A 22,230-nucleotide genomic window follows, 5' to 3' on the forward strand; every position below is an offset into this window, starting at 1 on the left:
AGTTTTATGAAGTGCTGCTTCGGTGCGCGTAGCGCCGCCGGTCGCGTCAAGCGAAACGTTGACGCGAAAACGGAGGGCGGTTTTGTGAAGTACCGCATCGGCGCGCGCAGCGCCGCCGGAAGTATGACTGCCTTGTCACCAGCGCCGAATGTGCGAGAACACTGATTCCAGATGCTCCACTACCTCCTCCAAGCCAGGGGACCCTCTTAAGAGCTAGCGGTGTGAAGCCGCTTTCTTTGCTTACTTTCTTTGCGGCGGCAAAGAAAGTAAGTGCCTGCCCCGCACAGGGGCGACGCTAATAAACCAATATCAATTCAAGGAAAGGCCACCGCCGCAGGCACACAGCTAAAAAGCGCCGCGAAGGCAAAAAAACCTACCTTATTCCACTAACCACCCGCCTCCGAGCCAACCCCCGCACTGCGAGTAAACAAACAACCATCACGGTAAGTGACAAAACCGTAGTCACAGTCCCAAGAGCATAAATCACAGGCGTAGTCACCGAAGTGGTGAGCCCCTGCAACTCAAGTGGCAAAGTATTCTGATCACCAATAGCCTGCGAGGTACGAGCAATCTCATCCCATGAAAGAGTGAACCCGAACATGGCGACGCCAACCACCGAAGGTCCGATGATAGGCAGAACAACATGCCGAAAGCTCTGCCACGGCGTGGCGCCCAGGTCCCTTGAAGCTTCCTCATAAGCCGGATTAAACCGGTTAAAAACAGCGAACATCACCAACAAACCGAAAGGCAACGTCCAGGTGAGATGCGCGCCAAGCGCGGAGGTAAACAGGCCCATCGAAGTGGTATAGCCATCGGCGAAAGACTGATACCCCCACGCGGCAGCGAGATACTTGACACCGTTATCGAGCAACCGGAACGTCAACCCAATCCCAAGCGAAACAATGATCGAGGGCATGATGAGGCTGGCGACAGACACATAAAACACCGCCGTATCGCCCCGAAAGCGCCTGCGAAAAGCCAACCCCGCAGCAACAGAAAACAGAACAGTGAGAACAGTGACAGCCAAAGCGAGCCGCACGGATCGCCCAAACGCGGCCCAGATATCGACGTCGCCGACACCGTCGCGCAACACGGCAAACCAGTGCAGAGAAACACCACGCATCGGAAACGTAAGCCCGCCCTCAGGTCCCTGAAAGGACAGAATAAAAATCGTGATGACCGGTCCATACAAAAACAGCACGAACAACCCGAACAGCAATGCAAGCCAGTAAAAACTCGCCGGGCGATGCTCGCGATGTTTGAGGCGAGTAGCCTGCATATCAAAGCTCCTTCCGGATGTCGACCACCCGCGTCAAGCCCCACACAATCATCAACACGACTGCAAGAAGAATGATCGCGTTAGCCGCCGCAGCGGGAAATTGCAGGTAACCGGTCTGAACCTGAATGATCTTGCCGACCGAAGCAATCTGCTGACCGCCCATCACGCCAACGGTCAAAAAGTCGCCCATCACGATCGTGATCACGAAGATCGAGCCGATCACAATGCCGGTCTTCGATAACGGCAACACCACGTTACGAATCACCTGCCAGCCACTCGCGCCGGCATCGCGCGCGGCTTCGAGCAATGAGCGGTCGATGCGCATCATCGCGTTGAAAATCGGCACAATCATGAAAAAGGTGTAGAGGTGGACGAATGCCAGCACCACCGAAAAATTCGAATACAGCAGCCATTCAAGCGGCTGGTCGATCAGATGCGTGCCCAGCAACGCCTGATTGACGAGCCCGTTGCGGCCGAGCAGCGGCATCCACGAGATCATCCGGATCACGTTCGAGGTCCAGAACGGAATTGTGCAGATGAGGAACAGTACCGTCTGCATACTCGTCGTGCGCACGTGGAACGACAGGAAGTACGCGATCGAAAAACCCAGCAGCAACGTGACGGCCCACACGATCGCGCAGAACTTGAGCGTGGACCAATACGTCTTGAACGTCACGCAGACATCCGTCATCGACGAGCAGCCGTTGAAAATCGCCGCGTAATTCTTGAGCGTGAAGGCCGGAATGATCTGGTATTCGTTGAAGTCCCAGAAACTGACGATCAGCGTGATGACGAGCGGTACGATGAAGAACAGCACAAACGTCAAAGTGAGAGGGGTGGCCTGCAGCCATGCCGGCGCGCGTCGGTGCTTGACGGGTTCGTCCTGCGCATGGGAGGGAAGGTCGATCGTTGCCATGGGCGGTATTTAAGGATTGACTGCGACGGATTGACTGCGGTGGAATTAATGGGCCGTCGGAAATGCTGCGGGTGCCGGCGCGCGAGGCGCCGGCAGCGTGTCAACCCGCTCCGGCTATCAAGCCGCGATGAATTCGTTCCACTTCTGCACCATATAAATGTTCTCGTCCATCACCGCATTCCAGCAGGCAATCGCGCCCATCCGCTGGTTGTACGAGCCGCCGTCGCGCACGGTGCCGGTCTTTTCGAGCAACTGGCCGTCCGGCGCCTTGATGTCCTGCGTGGCCGGCTTGCCCTCGATCCAGTAATCCCACTCGTAAGGTTGCATGTGGGCTTTCGCGGTTTCGAGCACGCCCGAGTAGTAGCCCTGGCGCATCAGGTAAGCGCCGGCCCAGCCGTTCTGGAACCAGTTGACGAACTCGTACGCGGCATCGAGTTTCTTGCCTTGCAGCGAGCGCGGAAAGCCGAAGCCCGATGCCCACGAGCGGTAGCCTTCCTTGAGCGGCTGGAACGCGCAGGCGACGCCCATGGTACGCACCTTCGTCACCGCGGGCGACCACATCGACTGGATCACCACTTCACCGGAGGCCATCAGGTTCACGCTTTCGTTAAAGTCCTTCCAGAACGCGCGGAACTGGCCGGCGCGCTTGGCTTCGATCAGAATCCTGATGGTCTGGTCGATCTCGGCCTTCGTCATATTGCCCTTGTCGCCGTACTTGACGTGACCCATCGCCTCGATCGCCATCGCCGAATCCATGATGCCGATCGCGGGAATGTTGAGCAACGCCGCCTTGCCCTTGAACTGCGGATTGAGCAGTTCGGCCCAGCTGTTGATCGGGCGCTTGATCAGGTCGGGGCGAATGCCAAGCGTATCGGCGTTATACGTGGTGGGAATCAGCGTCATCCATTCGGTCGGCGTCGCGGAGAATTCGGTGGAGCGCGGACCGGTCAGGAACATGACCTTCTTCGGCGCGGTACCTTGATCGCCGATCTTCTTGCCGTTCACTTCGCCACGCGTGAGTACCGGCGTGATCTTGTCGGCGAGCTTGATTCGCTTCGCGTCGAGGCCAGCGAGCGTGCCGGCCGGAATCAGCTTCTTGAGCGCGAAATATTCGGTGTCGACAATGTCGAACGAGTTCGGTTGCGTGATGATGCGCTTGGCGACGTCGTCGGTGGTCACCGGCACGTATTGAATCTCAATGCCGGTGTCTTCCTTGAATTTCTTCGCGATGTCGGCGCTCTGGTTGACCGCCGTGCCGAGATAGCGCAACGTGATCTTCTCTTGCGCATGCACGTACGGAAAGCCGGCAATACCGGCCGCCGCCACCGCGCCCTTGATGAACGTGCGGCGCGACAGGCCTTTTTCCGTCAGGTCGGATGAGGCCGCTGCCGGGCTCTCGTTCGCTTCACTCATTGCTTTCTCCTCAATTGATGCTCAGTTGACGTTCCGGTTCATCAGACGTTCTCTTCACAGCCATATAGCGCAATACCGTGCAAACGCTCAGGCTGCCAGCGGGTGTGCGTCCTGTTCGTTCCACCAGACCACCACGCGTGCTTCGGGACCAAGCCGCGCCGGATCGTAATCGCCATCGCTCACGAGCGAGATCAGTTCAGGTGAGCCGTCGAGCGGGTCGAGTGTCATGCGCAAATGGGTGCCCTGGTACTCGGCTTCGCGCACCGTGCACGGCACGCCGCCAATCCGCGTGAGACCGCTTTCGCCGCCCGCCGTCTGGACCGGCGTCACGCCGTGCGGCACCACGCGCAAATGGTCGGCGCGCACGGTAAACAAGCGGCCGTTCGTGTTGAATACGTTGTGGCCGCCAAGAAAGCGTGCGACGAACTCAGTGCGCGGACGATTGAAGACTTCGTGCGGCGGGCCGCTTTGTTCGACGCGGCCATGGCTCATCACGACCACCAGATCGGCAAGCGCCATCGCTTCTTCCTGCGAGTGCGTGACGTGCACGAAGGTGATGCCGAGTTCTTTCTGCCAGCGCTTGAGTTCGGCGCGCATCTGAACGCGCAGGAATGGATCGAGCGCGGACAGCGGTTCGTCGAGCAACAGGCAGCCGGGCTGATTCAGCAACGCACGCGCGAGTGCTACGCGCTGCTGCTGGCCGCCAGATAGCTGCGCCGGTTTGCGTTCGGCATACGCCGACATCGCGACGAGCTCCAGCAGTTCGCCGGCACGTTTGCGGCGCACGTCCTTCGCGACGCCGCGCATCTTCAGGCTGAATGCGACGTTATCGAGCGCGCTCAGATGCGGGAACAGCGCATAGTTCTGGAACACCATGGCGGTGCCGCGGGCGGCGGGCTCTTCGCGTGTGACGTTGCGGCCCGCGATCAGGATGTCGCCTTCGGTGACCGATTCATGCCCGGCGATCATGCGCAAGGTCGACGTCTTGCCGCATCCGGATGGCCCGAGCAGACAGCAGTACTGGCCGCCCGCAATGCGCAGATCGATCGCGTCGACGGCGAGCGCGTCGCCGTATTGCTTCGACACGTGCACCAGTTCGATATCGGCGGCTTTGGTTTCGAGCACCGTTGAAGCAGGCTGAATCATGAAGTAGGTGTCCTCGTGAACGGCGAAGGCTGGCCGCAAGCGCGACGGCAAGCCGCAGCGTGTGCGAAACCATGCAAATGCAAGACATGTGCCATCCGCTGCATCGGCATGCTTGTTAATTGCAAACGCGCTGCGGTGCTTAACGTCTACAAGTTGGCTCACATATTGCAAACGATCCGAAGCATCGATCGTCGGCGATCAAACGGGCTTATTTGCGCGATCGCGGTGCGTCTTCGATCCGTCACGGGGCATGATCCGGCCAACGCGGTTCATCCGGCGCGCTACCCGTCGCTTATCGTCACCGATGGCTTCTTTAAATGAACGACTCACGGAACATGCCCACAGTGCAGAACCGCGCTCGCCAGTTGCTCGCCACGCATGGCCGCTTCGCCTATCGCCCGATCACCGACAGCGACGCGTTCCGCTGGCCCGGCGATACCGGACTCGCGGTCTATCTAGGCTTTAACATCGAACACTTTGCCTTCGGCGAAGGACTCGGCGCCGCACTCGGGCCGATCTCGCCGCAACCGGATGTGCTGAATTACAGTTGGCGCGAGTATGGCAACCGGGTAGGGGCCTGGCGTTGCATCGAACTGTTCGATCAGATCGACTTGCCGGTCGGCACGCTCATCAATACCGCGCTCTACGACCATTGCCCGGAACTGATTGTGGCGTGCGTGGCGCGTGGCGACGAATTGATCGGCCACGGTCACACGAATGCGCATCGGCAGAGCGATCTCGACGAAAACGGCGAACATGCGCTGCTTCTGCATTGCCGCGAGCGCATCGCCGAAGAATCCGGCACGCCGCCGGACGGCTGGCTCTCGCCGTGGATCTCGGAGTCGCATCTGACGCCCGATCTGCTGGCCGAAACCGGCTATCGCTACACGCTGAACTGGTGCCACGACGACCGCCCCGTGCGAATGAACACGCGTGGCGCGCCGGTGTGGTCGATTCCGTATCCGCAGGAACTCAACGATTTGCCGATGATGGTGGGCCGTCATATGGATGGCCGCGCTTTCGCCGACATGATCGTCGATCAGTTCGACGAGATGCTCGAACAGGCCAACCGCGGAACGAGGCCGCAGGCGCTCGTGATGGGCATCGCGCTACATCCCTATCTGGTGGGGCAACCGTATCGGCTGAGGCATCTGCGCCGCGCGCTTGAACACATTGCCGCTGCGCGAGCGAAGGGCGATGTGTGGATCACGACGCCAGGCGCGATCGCGCGTCATATGGATGAACTGGAGCGGGAAGGCATGCTGCGCCCGACACTCGCATGAACGCTGAAGCCGGCGCGGCCACCGCAAAAAAAATGCGAAAGGACGACGCGGACGTCGACGCGCGCATCTATCAGTCGATCTTCGACGGCGTGCTGAACCACCGTCTGACTCCCGGCACGAAGCTCCCGGAACCCGAGTTGTGCCAGCTGTTCGGCGTGGGACGCGCCGTCGTGCGACGGGTGCTGGAAAAGCTCGCCTACGACGGCATCGTCGTGCTGCGTCCGAACAAGGGCGCGGTGATCGCTGAACCGACGCCGGAAGAGACGCGCGAGATATTCGAAGCGCGGCGCTCCGTCGAACGCATGCTGGTCGAGTTGGCGGTTCAGCGCGCGAGCAGCAAGGACATCGAGGTGTTGCGTCAACAACTGGCCGACGAGCACGAAGCGATGCATCGCTTCGACCAGCCGTCGTGGGCCACGCTCGCCAGCGGTTTTCATATGCGCATCGCCGCGCTGGCGGGTAATTCGATCCTGCAAAACTATCTGAAGGAACTGGTGTCACGCTGCTCGCTGATCGTCGGCGTGTACGAACCGCCGGGCCACGCGCCATGTGAGCATGCGGAACACGCGGCAATCGTCGATTGCATCGAGGCGCGCGATGCAACCGGCGCGATGGCCCATATGGAAGCCCATCTTCGCGACCTCGAAGAGCGCATTGAAACGTCGCGGATGCGGGGCGAAAAAAGTCTCGGCCAGTTGCTCGGCATCACTGAATACGCTATTCGACCCTAGGCGGCCAACCATGGAAATCGACTTCGAAGCGATCACCGAATATCAGCGCTACAAGCTGATGGCAAGCCTGATCGTGCCGCGCCCGATCGCGCTCGTCACCACGCTCGGTGCGGACGGCACGATCAACGCCGCGCCGTTCTCGATGTTCAACATGCTCGGTGAAGAGCCGCCGATCGTGATGATCAGCATTAACCGCGTCGCCGACGGCACGCTCAAGGATACGGCGGTGAACATCGTGCGGACCGGCGAGTTCGTCGTGCATCTTGCTGACGAGGCGATCGCGGACAAGATGCATCGCTGTGGCGAGCGCTTGCCGCCCGATGTGAGCGAACTCGCCGAGGTCGGCCTGACGCCGGTGGCAAGCACGCGGGTCGCGCCGCCGCGCATCGCCGAAGCGCCCGTGGCGTTCGAATGTACCTTATGGGAGACGCTGGAGACGACCAGCCGACAGATTTTCATCGGTCAGGTACGCAGGCTGCATGCGCGCGATGAGCTGATCGACACCGAGACCTGGCGCGTGCGGCTGCAACATTATTTTCCAGTGGGCCGCTTCGGCGCGAGCGATTACATCACGACGCGCGACCGGTTTACGCTCGGTTGATTCAAACGTCCTCATCGACGCCGAGCGCACGGCCGTCGCTGCGCGGATCGTGCGCGCCGCAGGCCGCGCCGTTTGGGTCGATGCGGATCACGCCGGGGTGACCCGCGAGCGGACTTTGCGCTGGAATGGCGCTCACTTCGTGACCACGCGCGGCTAGCTCCGCGAACACGTCGGCACCCGCGTCGTCCTCGAGCTTCAACGCATCGCGCGTATCGGAGAAAGTCTTGCCGAGCAGAAAACGTGGGCGGGCGACGGCGGTGAACGGATCCATTCCGTAATCGATCAGGCGCGTGAGAATCGCGGCTAGGGTCTGAGGCTGACCGTCTGCGCCTTGCGTGCCGAACAGCAGATGTGGACGTCCGTGCTTCAGGTACATGCCGGGATTGAGCGTGTGGAAGGGCCGCTTGCCAGGCTGCGCGGCGTTGTGATGCGCGGGATTCGTGCTGAACGACGCGCCGCGGTTGTGCCACAGAATCCCCGTATCGCCCGCCACCACCCCGCTACCCCAATCGAAGTAGACCGTTTGCAGCACGCTTACGCTGCGGCCCTGACTATCCGTCGCGCCGATGAACACTGTATCGCCCGGACGGAAAACATGCGGCCATGCGCGGGCCGCGCGCATGTCGATCGAGCGCGCGTGCGCGTCGAGCGTGGCGGGCGACAGCATGTCGTCGACCGGCACGTGGTTGAACTCGGGGTCCGATACGAACCGGTCGCGATCCACGAACGCGCATTTCACCGCTTCGACCAGCAGGTGGTAGTAATCGGTGCTGCCTTCGGCGATCGACCCAAGGTCGAAGCGATCGAGCGTGCCCATGATCTGCAAGGTTGTCACGCCCTGAGTCGGCGGGCGCATGCTCACCAGTTCGCCGCCGCGGTAGGTGATGCGCAATGGCGCTTCATCGCGTGCCAGCGTTCTCGCGAGGTCGTTTAAAGTCAACGGCGAGCCTGCCTCCTGCAAACCACGCGCGATCCGCTCCGCCAGGTCGCCTTCATAAAACTCGTGCGCGCCGAAGCGGGCAATCCGCTCGATGCTGCGTGCAAGCGCCGGCTGCACAAAGCGCTCGGAGATCGCGGGAATCCGGCCGTGCGGTGTGAAGGTCGCCGCAAAGCCTGGCTGAGCGTGCAGTTCATCAGCGCGCAAGCTTTGCCAGAAGTGCTGCGACGGCGTAACTGGAAATCCGTCCGATGCATACTCAAGTGCACGGTCGAATAGCGAGGCCCACGACTGTTGGCCGCCCCATGAGGTTTTGCTGATCGCGTAAGCCTGATGCCACGTATCGACGGTCGCTGCAGTGGTGAGGGCAGATGCAGCGCCGCGCAAAGGAATAGCGCCGTCGAACGCGGGAAGTGTCGCCGCAGCCTGGCCGATACCCGACACCGTACGCAACATCCCGTGCCGGTCGCCGATCACCCAGAAGGCGTCGCCGCCAAGACCCGTGAAATGCGGATACGTCACGCACAGCGCCGCACCGATCGCAATCGCAGCTTCGATCGCATTGCCTCCCGCGCGCAATACGTCGAGTCCGGCGGTACTCGCGAGCGCATGAGGGCTGGTGACCATGCCGGCGTTCGAGCGGGCGAGATTCAGGTTATGCATCACTACTCCGCTATGGGTGGAGATGAGCTATCCGGAGTAGCGAGTATAGTTCGCGCGACGCTGAAAGAAATCGGCTTGCACGTGGGGGCAAGCCACGGTCGGCTAGTTGTTCAATTACAAGCGGGATGGAGTTGGCATATCTCGTGCTCTTTTCAGTCCAGACTTGTCTTCAAGATCGAACTCATGGAAAAACACGTACTGACCAACAGGGATCAATTTGCCGCTGGTTTCGCCGAACCGGGCACCCGGACTCAGTCGCCACTCGCCGCAAGCGAAGCCGCGCCGGTAAGCATCGACTCATTGCCGTTGCAGGAACTAACCGTCGCGCTCGCGGTGGTCGGCGCGCATCTGCGCGGACAACCGCTGAACTGGCAATTGCAGGAGGCCGGCGCGCGCTTTATCGAGGCCACGCACACCGCGCCCTGTTATCGGCTTTACGCGCTTGCCGGCACGCAGCCGCCGAAGCCCGGACTGGTCCGCATGACCAGCCAGCCAGGTGCGCCAATCGCCGTCGAAGTGTGGGAAGTGCCGCTGCGCACCTTCGGCAAGTTCGTGATGGACGTGCCCGCGCCGCTCGGCATCGGCACGCTGCAACTCACCAGCGGCCTCGCCGTGAAAGGTTTCATTTGCGAGCCGTCCGCGGTCAGCGACGACAGTGGTGCGACGGAGATTACTTCGTTCGGCGGCTGGCTCGCCTATCTCGACAGCGTGAAGGCTAACGGGCGTTAGCCTTCACGCTGAGTCTCAATCTGAGCCTCAACCTGGCCGACCCGCGTTTCGCAAGCGTCATTCGTACGAGAACGCTCCGCCGAATTTATCCATGCGCTCGAGCGCCATGCCCGAGCCGCGCACCACGCACGTGAGCGGCGCTTCGGCGACGAACACCGGCAGGCCGGTCTCTTCGGCCAGCAGCCGGTCGAGATCGCGCAGCAATGCGCCGCCGCCCGCCAGCATGATGCCGCGCTCGGCGATGTCGGCGCCGAGTTCCGGCGGCGTCTGTTCAAGCGCGATCTTGACCGCAGAGACAATCTGATTCAACGGATCGGTGAGCGCTTCGAGAATCTCGTTGCTGGAAACCGTGAAGCTGCGCGGGATGCCTTCCGACATGTTGCGGCCCTTGACCTCCATCTCCTTGACTTCGGAGCCCGGAAATGCGGAGCCGATTTCCTTCTTGATCGCCTCAGCCGTCTGCTCGCCGATCAGCATCCCGTAGTTGCGGCGGATGTAGTTGACGATGGCATCGTCGAACTTGTCGCCGCCCACGCGCACCGAGCCTTTGTAGACGACACCGCCCAGCGAGATCACGCCCACCTCGGTCGTGCCTCCGCCGATATCCACCACCATCGAGCCGGTCGCCTCCGACACGGGCAGGCCGGCGCCGGTTGCCGCGGCCATCGGCTCCTCGATCAGATAGACCTGCGAGGCACCCGCGCTATGCGCGGCTTCCTTGATCGCGCGTCGTTCGACCTGGGTGGATCCGCACGGCACGCAGATGATGATGCGCGGCGACGGCGCGAACATCCGCGATTCGTGCGCCATCTGGATGAAGCGCTTGATCATCTGCTGGGTGATGTTGAAGTCGGCGATCACGCCGTCTTTCATCGGGCGAATCGCCTCGATGTTGCCCGGCACTTTGCCGAGCATCTGTTTCGCTTCCTTGCCGACAGCCAGAATGATCTTCTTGCCGTTCGGGCCGCCTTCCTGGCGGATCGACACGACCGATGGTTCGTCCAGCACGATGCCCTTGCCGCGCATGTAGATCAGGGTGTTCGACGTGCCGAGATCGATCGCCAGGTCGTTGGAAAAATAGCCGCGCAGAAAACCGAACATGCAAATTCCTGTCTCGCTTGATGCCAGGGCGCGTGAGCGCGCCGCTTGGGAACGCCGCTCGAGGGCGGCGGCAGGCGACCGGATGACGGTCGGGAGAGGGAAGAATAACAGCAACGCCCCGGCGAACCTACTTTCCGGTCATGTCCGAGGCAAGCCGAGGCGCGCTCGTCTCAGTAAGCTTGCCGTTGGGAATGCGGCGCACCGCACTGAAGATGTAAGGGTTACCTGGGCGGGCGCGCTCGCAACGAGTTTTCGGCCTGCCGTTGCAGAACGCGGCATAAACCCCGGGCGCCGCAAGGAAACACGCGCGAATCGGGCGCATGTTTCCTTTTCACACCGCTACTTACGGCGCATTGGCCAACGTCGGGTCGATATAGGCGCTCACATTCTGCGATTGCTTGTACACGGCGTTGCGCACGTTGAACTTGTCGGCGTTCACGCTCGAACCGTACACCGAGTCCAGCCCCTCACCCTTGACGAATGCTTTCTTCGCCGCCGCGGCGTCTAGCAGGTGCGTCCCCTTGAGCAACGGCAGATATTGGGCCGGCGTCAGACCGACGCGCGCGGACATGATCTTCACCGCATCCGGTTGCGTCTTCGGATCGTTGATGTAGGCGACGCAGCGATACCAGACCTTGATCACCTTTTCCCAGTCGGCCTTGCGCGACGACAGGCTGACAGGATTGACCGTGATGGCGTCGTAGATCAGGCCCGGCGCATCGGCCGAGGTGAAGATCGGGCGCGAGCCCGGCACACGCTTGAGCGCTTCGCCCGCGTTCGGCTGCCATGCGCCGACCGCAGCGACGTCGTTGGACGAGGCGAGCACCTGCGGCAATTCATTGGTCTTCGCGTTGACAAGCGTGAGGTCCGATTCCTTGAGTGCGTGTTTCTCGAGCGCCGTGTCGAGCAGCAGGTGATCGACCAGACCGACTTCGACGCCGACCTTCTTGCCCTTGAGCCCCTCGACGGAGCGGATGGGCGGCTTCGCCACGATCATGTCGTTGCCGCTCGAGTAGTCGGTCAGCAGCACCATTACGTTCTTCGCGCCGCTTGCGCCGGTCACGAGGGCATCGCCATTGGTGGCGCCGACCGCGTCGAGCTTACCCGCCGCGAACGCATCCAGAGAGGCGGAGTAATCGAACCATTGGAAATTGACGTCCACACCTGCCTGTTTGAACCAGCCTTTGTCGATCGCGATCTGGAAGGCGACGAAGCCGGGCCAGTCGCTATAGCCGATGGCGAGCGGCGCGCCCGCATAGGCAGGCGCGGCGGCGAGGCTGAACGCAAGCGCCGCGGCAGCTCCGGCAATGACGCCACGCAGGCGCACTGAGGAAGACAGACGGTTCAGCGAGGGAAGCAGGGTGGGGGCGGATTTGAATCGTTGCATCGTTTTCTCCAGGAGACCGGTCAATCGCGATTGTTGAGTTGGACCGCGCGGCGACTGCGCGATAAAACAACATGACCGGTTCCTGCGAGCGTGCAAATTGCGCGGAAACTGCGGGAGACAAACGCCGGCCACGGAGAGGCACGATAGCCATCGCTATCGCCAATCTCCCGGGCTTTTGTCCCGCCGTGTAGTGCCGCCGGCCGATCGCCTCAAAGTCGAACCTCGAGTCGATCGAACCGGTGCACCGGGCTGCTCTCGGACCAGACGTTCTTGCGAACCGGAACCCTAGCATCCCTAAGATGCGACGCCGCCGCACCTCTCGGCTTCCAGTCAAGCGAGAAATATGCCAGCGGGATCAAGTTATCGCTTTGAGGCGCGTGTTCCGCGAATGCTTCGGCAGAACCACGTGTAGGCATCAGTCCAGCGCGGCGAAACGTTGAAGCACGTAGGCAAGGAACTGCTCCAGCCGGTCCTCGATCGACGCTGCCAGGCTGATCTGCTTGATGCGGCGATCCTGCTCGGAATTCGTCTCCAGCAGCCAGCCTGCGTCGATCAGCTCCTGCACATAGCGGACCGCGGTGCGGCGGCTTACGCCGGGCATGAAGTCGTACAGCGCGGTCTTCGCGAAGTAAGCCTCCTTGTCCACCCACATCCGGCAAAACAGGTCGCTGTAGTTGAGATCGTTCAGCCCCAGATCGCCGAAATGCGCTGACCACTGCCAGTCCATGTCGAGGATGGCGCGCGCGACGGCTTGCCCCTTGTTACGCGCAATTTTTTTCTTCATCGATTCACCACGAGGAGGAAGGGTGCACAGTTTAAGTGCCAATTAAGCCGGAAATCGGGCGTGCCGGAATTATGCACGCCACTGGGCGGATAGTTTATTGACGGGTCCGGATTCGAATGTACTATTGCATGCAATTTTGCATATATAGGAGGGGCGATGAAATTCGAATTGTTCAAGACGTTCTGGGGATTCGACGGCGGGCCACGGGACGCCGCACCGCTGGTGCGGGCCGCGGGCTTCGACGGTATCGAGGCGCCGGTGCCGCCTGGCGCCGCCGATCGCGAAGCATTTGCGAACGCCATTGCCGACGAACGGCTCGCGTTCATCGCGGAGATCACGACGGCCGGCAGTTACGTGCCGGAGCGTTCGGCCACGCCCGCCGATCATCTGCGCGATTTCGAAGAAAAGATCGTTTGGGGCAAGCCGCTCCAGCCGCGCTTTTTCAATGTGATGGCAGGCTGCGATGCATGGCCGGCCGCCACGCAAGTCGATTTCTTTGCGCGCGCGGTGGAGATCGCCGCGAAGCACGACGTGGTCTGCAGCTTCGAGACGCACCGCGGCCGCTCGTTCTACAACCCGTGGATCACACGCGATGTCGCGCGTGCCGTGCCTGAACTCAAGCTGACCTGCGACTTCAGTCATTGGGTGTCGGTGTGCGAGCGTCTGCTCGATGGCGAATGGGACACGATTCTGGAGCTCGCACCTCACGCGCACCATTTGCATGGCCGCGTCGGCTATCCGCAAGGTCCGCAGGTTCCGCATCCAGCCGCGCCCGAATACGCCGACTGCCTTGCTTCGCACCAGCGGATCTGGGAGGTGTTATGGAACGCACAGATCGAGAAAGGCTATACAACTACCACGATGACGCCCGAGTTCGGCCCCGATGGTTATTTGCACACCTTGCCTTTCACGAACGCGCCGGTGGCCGATCTGTGGGAGATCAACACGTGGATGGGGCGCGAAGAGCGGCGCCATCTCGCGGCGTTTCTCGCTGGGCGCGAGGCGCGGGCCGCTCTGCAACCCGAGCCGCGAATCGAATCGCACATTGAACCTCAGCATGCATAGGCAACCCTCATGAGCCAAACCCATACCGGTTTCGACCGTTTGCCCGTCGTCGACGTCAGCGGACTCTTTAGCGATAACGAAGACCAGCGCCTTGCAACCGCGCGCGAACTCGATCGCGCGGCGCGCGATGCCGGCTTCTTCTACGTTACCGGCCATCAGATCGCGCGCGAGCGGCAAGCCGCGCTCGTCGAGCATGCAAAACGTTTCTTTGCCGCGCCCGACGACTGGAAAATGCGCTACTACATCGGCAAATCGACCGCGCATCGAGGCTATGTGCCCGAAGGCGAGGAAGTGTTCGCAGGCGGCAAGCGCGACAGGAAGGAGGCGTTCGACACGGGCAGGGAACTGTCTGCCGACGATCCCGACGTGAAGGCCGGCACGCCGATGCTCGGGCCGAACCAGTGGCCGGATCAGCCGGGATTTCGCGAGGCGGTCGGCGGCTACTACGAAGCGGCCTTCGCGCTCGGCCGGGCCTTGTTCCGGGGCTTCTCGCTCGCGCTCGGCCTACCGGAATCGCATTTCGACACTTACTTGCACAAGCCGCCGAGCCAGTTGAGGCTCATCCACTATCCCGTCGATCCGTCCGCCGAAGACCGGCCGGGCATCGGCGCACATACCGACTACGAGTGCTTCACGATCCTGCTGCCGACAGCGCCCGGCCTCGAAGTAATGAACGGCGACGGCGAGTGGATCGATGCGCCGCCGCTCGACAACGCGTTCGTCGTGAACATCGGCGACATGCTGGAGGTCTGGACCGGCGGTGCCTACGTCGCAACTTCGCATCGCGTGCGCAAGGTGAGGGAGGAGCGGTACTCGTTTCCGCTCTTCTTCGCGTGCGACTACCGCACGGTGGTCGCGCCGCTGCCGCAATTCGCGACACCTGAAGCAGTGGCGAAATACCCACCGGTATCCGCGGGCGACCACCTGTTCGCGCAGACTGCACAGAGCTTTACTTATCTGAAGCAGCGCCTCGAACGCGGCGAACTGGCGTTACCCGACGGCTCGAAGGCTTTGGCTAGCTTCGGGCAACAGGCGCGCTATGCGGCCGCCTGAGCGCTGCGGAGATGGATCGATGTCGCGTCAGTCGCGTCAGTGAGCCATCCCCACAAGCAAACCCTCTCAGCAGGTTTGCCACAGCGGCGCCGCCCAGCTCATAGGCGGCGCCGCTGTTTTTGCAGTTCGATGAAACGTACCGACAGCAGTGCATAGAGCGTGCGGCGAATGGTGGCAAGCATGGACATGGTCGGATGAGCAGGTTGGTTGGAGCAGCGCTGTATTAAGCAACCACCATGCCGTTATGTGCAGCCATACGCCGCGTGGAACAAGCGAGGCGTTCAGCCCAATCGTGGTGCCCGAAGCATTCAAGTGGTGCGCAATCGCGCTGCGCCAGGGTGCGTGCGCCACTTGCCGATACCTGCCGCGTAGAACCGCTAACAACATCCAATCCCTTGCCGGCGATACGTTTGAGCGTCGACAACGCCGCGCTGGCACGCAACTCGCTTAACAACGCAGCGAGAGGTGCGAAGTAATTTGCATCATCTTCAGGATCGCTAGGGTTCCGGTCGTACCGCTTCAATGCGCGCACGATGCCTGGTCCGAGAGCAATCCGGTCTTGCCGTTCACCTTCTTTCAAGGCGCCGGCGAGGCTCCACGGAGGGATAAAAGCCCGGGAGGTCGCGATGTCGGTCAATCGCCCTCTCATGCTTTTTCCCAACCGATACCTGGAGCCTCCATGTCGACGCAATCCCCAGTCGATCTCGCACCAATCCCGCACGTGTTGTGGGAAACGGTGATTCCTGCCGGCACCCACTGGTCCGGCGTGCTGCGCCGTGGCATCGCATTGCGCATCGTCGATCCCGAAGGTGGCGCGAATCTGGCCGCGCTCTTCTACCGGCACGACGATCTCCTCGAACGCTACAACATGGCCGATACGCTCAAGGCGCAGCACACCGCGCATCTGACGCGAGGCCACGTGCTGTATTCGGACATGGGCCGCGTCATGGCGTCGATCACCGCCGACACGCTCGGCTGGCACGATCCGCTCGGCGGCGTGGGCGACGCGGCGCTGTTCGCGAGCAAGTACGGCGTGACCCGCTATCAGGACGAGCGCAACGCGATGGTTCGCAACGGCCGCGACAGCCTGCTGCTCGAACTCGCCAAGCACGGACTCGGCACGCGCGATCTGGTGGCCAACATCAACTTCTTCAGCAAGCTCGCCTCTGACGAGGACGGCTCGCTTACGTTCGTACCGCATCACTCGCCGGCCGGCGCGGCGTTCGATCTGCGCTTCGAAATGAACACGCTCGCTGCGTTTTCGAGCGCACCGCATCCGTTCGACCCTTCATCCGAATACGAACCGAGGCCCGTCAAGCTGATCGCGTACCGCGCGTATGCAACTGACGCCGCCGTACCGGCCGACGACCCATGCCGCGCAGCGTGTCCCGAGAATGAGCGCGGCTTCGTCAACACCGATCGTCTGTTCGTTTAAGGAGACCCGCGATGCCTATCATCGAAAGCAAGCTCGATATCCGTCATGCGGTCTACGACCTCACGCTGCCGTCCGGCGAACCGTGGCTGCACGAAGTGCGGCGCGGACAGTTCTTCCGCATTCTCGATCTGGACGGCAACCAGGCCGTCGACACGTTGTTCTACAACACCGCCGATCCGCTCGAACGTTATAGCGGACAGGACACGATTCGCGCGCAACGCAATCTGTACCTGTCGGCAGGCAGCGTGCTGATGTCGAACCTCGGCAAGCCGATGCTGACCATCGTTGCAGACACCTGCGGGCGGCACGACACGCTCGGCGGCGCCTGCGCGGCCGAGAGCAACACAGTCCGCTATGCGCTCGACAAGCGCCACATGCATAGCTGCCGCGACAGTTTTCTGCATGCGATCACGCATTGCACCTGCGGCGTGGGCACGCAACTGACCAAGCGCGACATCGTCAGCAACATCAACTTTTTCATGAACGTGCCGGTGACGCCGCTTGGCAAGCTGACCTTCGAGGACGGTATTTCGGCGCCGGGCAAATACGTCGAGATGCGCGCCGACATGGACGTGACCGTGCTGATCTCGAACTGTCCGCAGTTGAACAATCCATGCAACGGCTACAACCCGACGCCCGTGCGACTGACCATCTGGGATGCCCAATGAGATTCCACAAAGTCCTGATTGCCAATCGCGGTGAAATTGCCTGCCGCGTGATTCGCACGCTCAAGCGTCTCGGCATCGCATCGGTCGCGGTCTATTCGGAAGCCGATCGCCACGCGATGCATGTGATGCTCGCCGACGAAGCGGTCTGCATCGGCCCGGCAGTCGCGGCCGGCAGCTATCTGAACAGCGCCGCGATACTCGACGCGGCGCGTGCGACCGGCGCGAGCGCGGTGCATCCTGGTTATGGGTTCCTGTCCGAAAACGCCGCATTCGCGCAGGCTTGCGAAGACGCGGGCATTCGCTTCATCGGCCCGCGCCCCGCACAGATGCGCGAATTCGGCCTCAAGCACACCGCACGGGCGTTGGCGCAGGCAAACGATGTCGCGCTGCTGCCCGGCACCGGTTTGCTGCCCGACGTGGCCGCCGCGCTGCATGAAGCCGCCGCGATCGGCTATCCGGTGATGCTGAAAAGCACGGCGGGCGGCGGGGGCATCGGCATGTCGCTGTGTCGCGACGCGGCGCAACTGGAGGCGGTGTTCGCATCGGTCGCGCGGCTCGGCGAAGCGAACTTTGCGAATGCCGGTGTCTACCTCGAGAAGTTCGTCGAGAACGCGCGCCACATCGAAGTGCAGATTTTCGGCGACGGCCGTGGCGGCGTGCTTGCGCTCGGCGAACGCGATTGCTCGGTGCAGCGGCGCAATCAGAAAGTGATCGAGGAAACGCCCGCACCGGGTTTGACCGATGCGGAGCGCGCGGAGCTGCATGCAAACGCCGTGCGTTTGGCTCAAGCGGTGAAGTATGAATCCGCCGGTACCGTCGAGTTCGTATTCGATGCCGATACGCGCCGCTTTTATTTCCTCGAAGTGAACACGCGGTTGCAGGTCGAGCATTGCGTGACAGAAGAAGTGACCGGTATCGATCTGGTCGAGTGGATGATTCGCCAGGCTGAAGGCGAACTTGCACCGCTCGACACGCTTGCACCCGCGCAGAGCGGCGCGAGTATTCAGGTGCGTTTATATGCGGAAGACCCGCATAAACAGTTCCAACCCAGCGCCGGTGTGCTGACGCACGTGGCGTTCGCCGGCCATGCACGGGTCGACACATGGGTCGACGCCGGCACCGAAGTCAGCGCGTTCTACGATCCGTTGCTCGCGAAGATCATCGTCAAGGGTGCAACACGCGATGCCGCGCTTGCCGCGTTGCGCAGCGCTTTGGACAAGACGCAGCTCTACGGGATCGAAACGAACCTCGACTATCTGCGTGCGATCGCCGGTTCGGATACGTTCGCGCGCGGAGTACAGACAACCGCATTCCTGTCACGCTTCATGTTCGCGCCGCACACCATCGACGTGCTCGACGGCGGCGTGCAAACCACGGTGCAGCAAACACCGGGGCGCACCGGCTACTGGGACATCGGCGTGCCGCCGTCCGGCCCGATGGACGATCTGTCATTCCGGCTCGCCAACGAACTGCTCGGCAATCCGGCCGACGCGGCGGGGCTTGAATGCGCGATGGTCGGCGCGACACTGCGCTTCAACACGGCGACGCTGTTCGTGCTCGGCGGCGCGCCGCTCGCCGCTACCCTGGACGGCGAGCCGGTCGTGCTGTGGCGAGTCACGCGGGCGCCGGCCGGTTCGGTGCTGAAGCTCGGCGGCGTGACCGGCGCCGGCATGCGTGCATGCCTCGCGCTCAAAGGCGGCTTGCAGGTGCCGGACTACCTCGGCAGCAAGGCGACGTTCACGCTCGGCCAGTTCGGCGGCCACGCCGGGCGCGCATTGCGCAAAGGCGACGTACTGCATCTTGCCGCCGATGCAGGCCGTGGCGAAGCGGGCGCGCAACTCGATCCCGCGCGCGTGCCGGTGCTGACGCACGACTGGCTGCTAGGCGTGCTCGACGGTCCGCACGGCGCGCCGGATTTCTTCACGCCGGACGACATCGCGATGCTGTACGGCACGCGCTGGACGGTCCACTACAACTCGAGCCGCACGGGCGTCCGCCTGATCGGCCCGAAACCGCAGTGGGCCCGCACGGATGGCGGCGAAGCGGGGCTGCATCCGTCGAATATTCACGACAACGCGTATGCGGTCGGCGCGGTCGATTTCACCGGCGACATGCCGGTGATCCTCGGCCCGGACGGTCCGAGCCTCGGCGGTTTCGTGTGTCCAGTGACCGTGGTTGGTGACGAGTTGTGGAAGCTCGGACAGTTGCGGCCAGGCGATACGGTGCGGTTCGAGCCGGTGCGTGTGCAGAAGACGCTGTCCGCGCCGAAGCTTGTCGCCAACGAACACGATTGCATCCTCTACCGCGATCCCGCAGCAGGCGAGGGCACAGGCGTGGTCTACCGACGCTCCGGCGATCAGAACGTGCTGGTCGAATACGGCCCACTCGTGCTGGATCTGAATCTGCGATTTCGCGTGCATGCGCTGATGAACTGGCTCGATGCACACCGGCTGCCGGGGATCGTCGATCTGACGCCGGGCATCCGTTCGCTGCAAGTGCATTTCGATCGCCGCATTCTGTCGTGCGACACCTTGCTCGCGCATCTTCAGCAAGCCGAGCGCGAATTGCCTGCCGTCGCCGATATGCGCGTGCCGAATCGCATCGTGCACCTGCCGCTGTCGTGGGACGACCCGTCCACGCGTATCGCGATCGAGCGCTACATGCAATCGGTGCGGCCGGACGCGCCGTGGTGCCCGAGCAATATCGAGTTCATTCGCCGTATCAACGGGCTTGACAGCATCGACGACGTGAAGCGCATCGTGTTCGATGCGCGCTATCTGGTGATGGGCCTCGGCGACGTCTATCTCGGTGCGCCGGTGGCAACGCCGCTCGATCCGCGTCACCGGCTCGTCACGACCAAATACAACCCGGCGCGCACATGGACGCCGGAGAACGCGGTGGGGATCGGCGGCGCGTATCTGTGCGTGTACGGCATGGAAGGGCCGGGCGGCTATCAGTTCGTCGGCCGCACCGTGCAGATGTGGAACCGCTATCGCACCACACGTGAGTTCGAAGCGGGCAAGCCGTGGCTGCTGCGGTTTTTCGACGAGATCCGCTTCTACGAAGTCAGCGAGGCCGAGCTTGCCGAACTGCGCGCCGATTTCATCGCGGGCCGCGCGAGCCTGAGGATCGAGGAATCGATGTTCGACCTCGGCGCGTACAACCGCTTCCTGCAAGACGAGGCCGAGTCGATTGCGGCGTTCAAGACCTCGCAGCAGGCGGCGTTCGACGAAGAGCGCGAGCGCTGGCATGCCGCGGGGCAAGCCGAGTACGTCGGCGAGCCCGGCAGCGACGCGCGCTCGCCGGTGGGCGGCACGCCGGAAGACGTGCTGACGGCCGGCCAGCACAGCATCGTCGCCGACGTGTCCGGCAGCGTGTGGAAGCTGCTCGTCAGCGAGGGCGAGCGCGTGATTGAAGGACAGGTGGTCGCGATCGTCGAATCGATGAAGATGGAAGTGTCCGTTGCCGTCACTGAAGACGGCGTGATCGAAACGATCGATTGTGCGCCGGGCGCGGCTGTTGTCGCGGGTCAGCGGTTGATGACGATGCGTGCGGGCGTTGCGGCCGGCGCCACAGAGGAGGTGACGTGCAAATGAAACCATATGACGATCTATTCGAGTCGATGTCGATTACGTCGCTGCAGGCGCGTTACCGCGCTGGCAGTCTCACCCCGGCGCAACTGGTCGAGGCGATCGCCGCGCGCACGTCGGGAGACGATCCGCATCACGCATGGATTCGCCCGTTGACCCGCGACGAGATGATGCGCTACGCCGACGCGCTCGAAGGCCGCGAGATGGACACGTTGCCGCTCTATGGCATTCCGTTCGCGATCAAGGACAACATCGATCTGGCCGGCGTGCCGACCACAGCCGCTTGCCCGGCGTATGCGTATCGGCCCGAGCAAAGCGCAGCGGTGGTCGAGCGGCTGATTGCGGCCGGCGCGATTCCGATCGGCAAGACCAACCTCGATCAGTTCGCGACCGGTTTGTCCGGGCAGCGCTCGCCGCACGGCGCGTGCCGCAACGCGCTCGATCCGCGTTACGCGTCGGGGGGCTCCAGTTCCGGGTCGGCTGTAACGGTTGCGCTCGGTCTCGCGGCGTTTTCGCTGGGCACCGACACGGCCGGCTCGGGACGTGTGCCCGCCGCGTTTCACGGCTTGCTCGGACTGAAGCCGACCAAGGGCGTGCTGAGTACGCTGGGTGTGGTGCCGGCGTGCAAGTCACTCGATTGCGTGTCGATCTTCGCGCGCTCGGCGGACGACGCGCAACGTGTGTTCGACGTTGCACGCGGCGTGGCGCAAGGCGACCCGTATGCGCGTGAATGGCAGCCTCTGCAGAAGCCGCGCGAGTCGGCGTCGCGGGAATCTCAGCCGTCTCTGCGCGGCGTGCGCTTCGGCGTGCCGCGCGCAAGCCAGCTCGAATTCTTCGGCGACACCTCATACGCGAAGGCGTTCGACGCCGCCCTGACACGCTTGCGTTCAGCCGGCGCGGAACTGATCGAAATCGACTTCGAGCCGTTCCTTGCGACCGCACGCCTGCTGTACGAGGGACCGTGGGTGGCCGAGCGGCTCGCCGCGATTCGCGAGTTCGCCGACGCGCAGCCGCACGCGTTGCATCCTGTGATACGCGAGATCATTGGCGGCGCGGCACGCTGGAGCGCGGCGGATGCGTTCGCCGCCTTCGACCGGCTGGCCGTCTTGCGCATGCAGACCGGTGAAGTCTGGCAAACCATCGATGCGATCGTCACGCCGACTTCGGCGACGACCGCGACCGTCGACGAACTGGAGGCGGACCCGATTCGCGTCAACTCGCGCTTCGGCTACTACACGAACTTTGTCAATCTGCTCGATCTGTCCGCGCTTGCCGTGCCGGCGGGCGTCTGCGCGGACGGCCGGCATGCCGGGCTGCCGTTCGGCATAACGTTCGTTGGGCGCGCGCATCAGGATGCCGTGCTGCTCGATCTGGCCCGTGCCTGGCTCGGCGAGGCGGCGCAGGATCGGACGCATGCGCATGCCACTCGATCACCCGCAACCAGCGCAA

Annotated in this window: 16 protein-coding genes, 2 pseudogenes and 2 riboswitches; of the genes and pseudogenes, 10 read left to right on the plus strand and 8 right to left on the minus strand. The window is 62.6% G+C overall.

The genetic code is table 11. From position 1 onward, the window contains the following. Positions 1-373: 373 nt before the first annotated feature. From WN982_RS29805 to WN982_RS29820, 4 genes are all read right to left on the minus strand, one after another. On the minus strand, positions 374-1,279 hold the full coding sequence (locus WN982_RS29805; protein WP_341319149.1) for an ABC transporter permease: 906 nt from the start codon (positions 1,277-1,279) through the stop codon (positions 374-376). A 1-nt stretch (position 1,280) separates the two neighbouring features. Next, positions 1,281-2,195, minus strand: coding sequence for an ABC transporter permease (locus WN982_RS29810; RefSeq protein WP_341319150.1), 915 nt, complete (start codon positions 2,193-2,195; stop codon positions 1,281-1,283). 117 nt (positions 2,196-2,312) lie between these two features. Next, complete coding sequence (locus WN982_RS29815; protein ID WP_341319151.1) at positions 2,313-3,608, minus strand: PotD/PotF family extracellular solute-binding protein; 1,296 nt, start codon at positions 3,606-3,608, stop codon at positions 2,313-2,315. An 87-nt stretch (positions 3,609-3,695) separates the two neighbouring features. Beyond that, positions 3,696-4,754, minus strand: coding sequence for an ABC transporter ATP-binding protein (locus WN982_RS29820; protein WP_341319152.1), 1,059 nt, complete (start codon positions 4,752-4,754; stop codon positions 3,696-3,698). A 317-nt stretch (positions 4,755-5,071) separates the two neighbouring features. Here WN982_RS29820 and WN982_RS29825 point away from each other — a divergent pair, with 317 nt between their 5' ends. From WN982_RS29825 to WN982_RS29835, 3 genes are read left to right on the plus strand one after another with little or no spacing between them, the layout of a single operon-like run. Then, on the plus strand, positions 5,072-6,037 hold the full coding sequence (locus tag WN982_RS29825) for a polysaccharide deacetylase family protein (RefSeq protein WP_341319153.1): 966 nt from the start codon (positions 5,072-5,074) through the stop codon (positions 6,035-6,037). After that, entirely contained in the window at positions 6,034-6,768 is a 735-nt protein-coding gene (locus WN982_RS29830) for a GntR family transcriptional regulator (RefSeq protein ID WP_341319154.1), read from the plus strand. The genes WN982_RS29825 and WN982_RS29830 overlap by 4 nt, the downstream gene beginning before the upstream one ends. Positions 6,769-6,778: 10 nt before the next feature. Beyond that, on the plus strand, positions 6,779-7,369 hold the full coding sequence (locus WN982_RS29835) for a flavin reductase family protein (RefSeq protein WP_341319155.1): 591 nt from the start codon (positions 6,779-6,781) through the stop codon (positions 7,367-7,369). Between the two features lies 1 nt (position 7,370). Here the strand turns inward: WN982_RS29835 and WN982_RS29840 are convergent, their stop codons facing one another. Beyond that, on the minus strand, positions 7,371-8,969 hold the full coding sequence (locus WN982_RS29840; RefSeq protein ID WP_341319156.1) for a gamma-glutamyltransferase family protein: 1,599 nt from the start codon (positions 8,967-8,969) through the stop codon (positions 7,371-7,373). A gap of 267 nt (positions 8,970-9,236) precedes the next feature. Here WN982_RS29840 and WN982_RS29845 point away from each other — a divergent pair. Further along, positions 9,237-9,698 (plus strand): annotated as a pseudogene (locus WN982_RS29845) (allophanate hydrolase); the annotation flags it as partial. A 57-nt stretch (positions 9,699-9,755) separates the two neighbouring features. Here the strand turns inward: WN982_RS29845 and WN982_RS29850 are convergent. The 3 genes from WN982_RS29850 to WN982_RS29860 form a co-directional block, all read right to left on the minus strand. After that, entirely contained in the window at positions 9,756-10,799 is a 1,044-nt protein-coding gene (locus tag WN982_RS29850; RefSeq protein WP_028194510.1) for a rod shape-determining protein, read from the minus strand. Positions 10,800-11,142: 343 nt separating this feature from the next. Beyond that, positions 11,143-12,186, minus strand: a complete 1,044-nt coding sequence (locus tag WN982_RS29855; RefSeq protein ID WP_341319157.1) for an ABC transporter substrate-binding protein — start codon at positions 12,184-12,186, stop codon at positions 11,143-11,145. A 162-nt stretch (positions 12,187-12,348) separates the two neighbouring features. Beyond that, positions 12,349-12,486: riboswitch (guanidine-I (ykkC/yxkD leader) on the minus strand. A 115-nt stretch (positions 12,487-12,601) separates the two neighbouring features. Then, the gene (locus WN982_RS29860) at positions 12,602-13,012 is read right to left on the minus strand and encodes a MarR family transcriptional regulator (RefSeq protein ID WP_341319158.1); all 411 of its coding nucleotides are present in this window, start codon (positions 13,010-13,012) and stop codon (positions 12,602-12,604) included. A gap of 114 nt (positions 13,013-13,126) precedes the next feature. On the opposite strand from WN982_RS29860, the gene WN982_RS29865 reads away from it, so the two are divergent. From WN982_RS29865 to atzF, 6 genes and pseudogenes are all read left to right on the plus strand, one after another. Next, on the plus strand, positions 13,127-14,035 hold the full coding sequence (locus WN982_RS29865; RefSeq protein WP_341319159.1) for a TIM barrel protein: 909 nt from the start codon (positions 13,127-13,129) through the stop codon (positions 14,033-14,035). Positions 14,036-14,044: 9 nt separating this feature from the next. Beyond that, positions 14,045-15,088 carry a 2-oxoglutarate and iron-dependent oxygenase domain-containing protein gene (locus tag WN982_RS29870; protein WP_341319160.1) on the plus strand — a complete coding sequence of 348 codons (1,044 nt, stop codon included), beginning with the start codon at positions 14,045-14,047 and terminating at the stop codon, positions 15,086-15,088. Between the two features lie 486 nt (positions 15,089-15,574). Further along, positions 15,575-15,710: riboswitch (guanidine-I (ykkC/yxkD leader) on the plus strand. A gap of 57 nt (positions 15,711-15,767) precedes the next feature. Further along, entirely contained in the window at positions 15,768-16,523 is a 756-nt protein-coding gene (locus WN982_RS29875; protein ID WP_341319161.1) for an urea amidolyase associated protein UAAP1, read from the plus strand. Positions 16,524-16,534: 11 nt separating this feature from the next. Next, positions 16,535-17,191 (plus strand): urea amidolyase associated protein UAAP2, encoded by a 657-nt coding sequence (locus tag WN982_RS29880; protein ID WP_341319162.1) that lies wholly within the window; start codon positions 16,535-16,537, stop codon positions 17,189-17,191. Next, positions 17,188-20,787, plus strand: coding sequence for an urea carboxylase (gene uca / locus WN982_RS29885; RefSeq protein ID WP_341319163.1), 3,600 nt, complete (start codon positions 17,188-17,190; stop codon positions 20,785-20,787). The genes WN982_RS29880 and uca overlap by 4 nt, the downstream gene beginning before the upstream one ends. Continuing rightward, positions 20,784-22,187: pseudogene (gene atzF / locus WN982_RS29890) on the plus strand (allophanate hydrolase); the annotation flags it as partial. The gene uca and the pseudogene atzF, both read left to right, overlap by 4 nt. Between the last annotated feature and the right edge of the window lie 43 nt (positions 22,188-22,230).

Source organism: Paraburkholderia sp. IMGN_8 (assembly GCF_038050405.1).
Classification (GTDB): Bacteria; Pseudomonadota; Gammaproteobacteria; order Burkholderiales; family Burkholderiaceae; genus Paraburkholderia.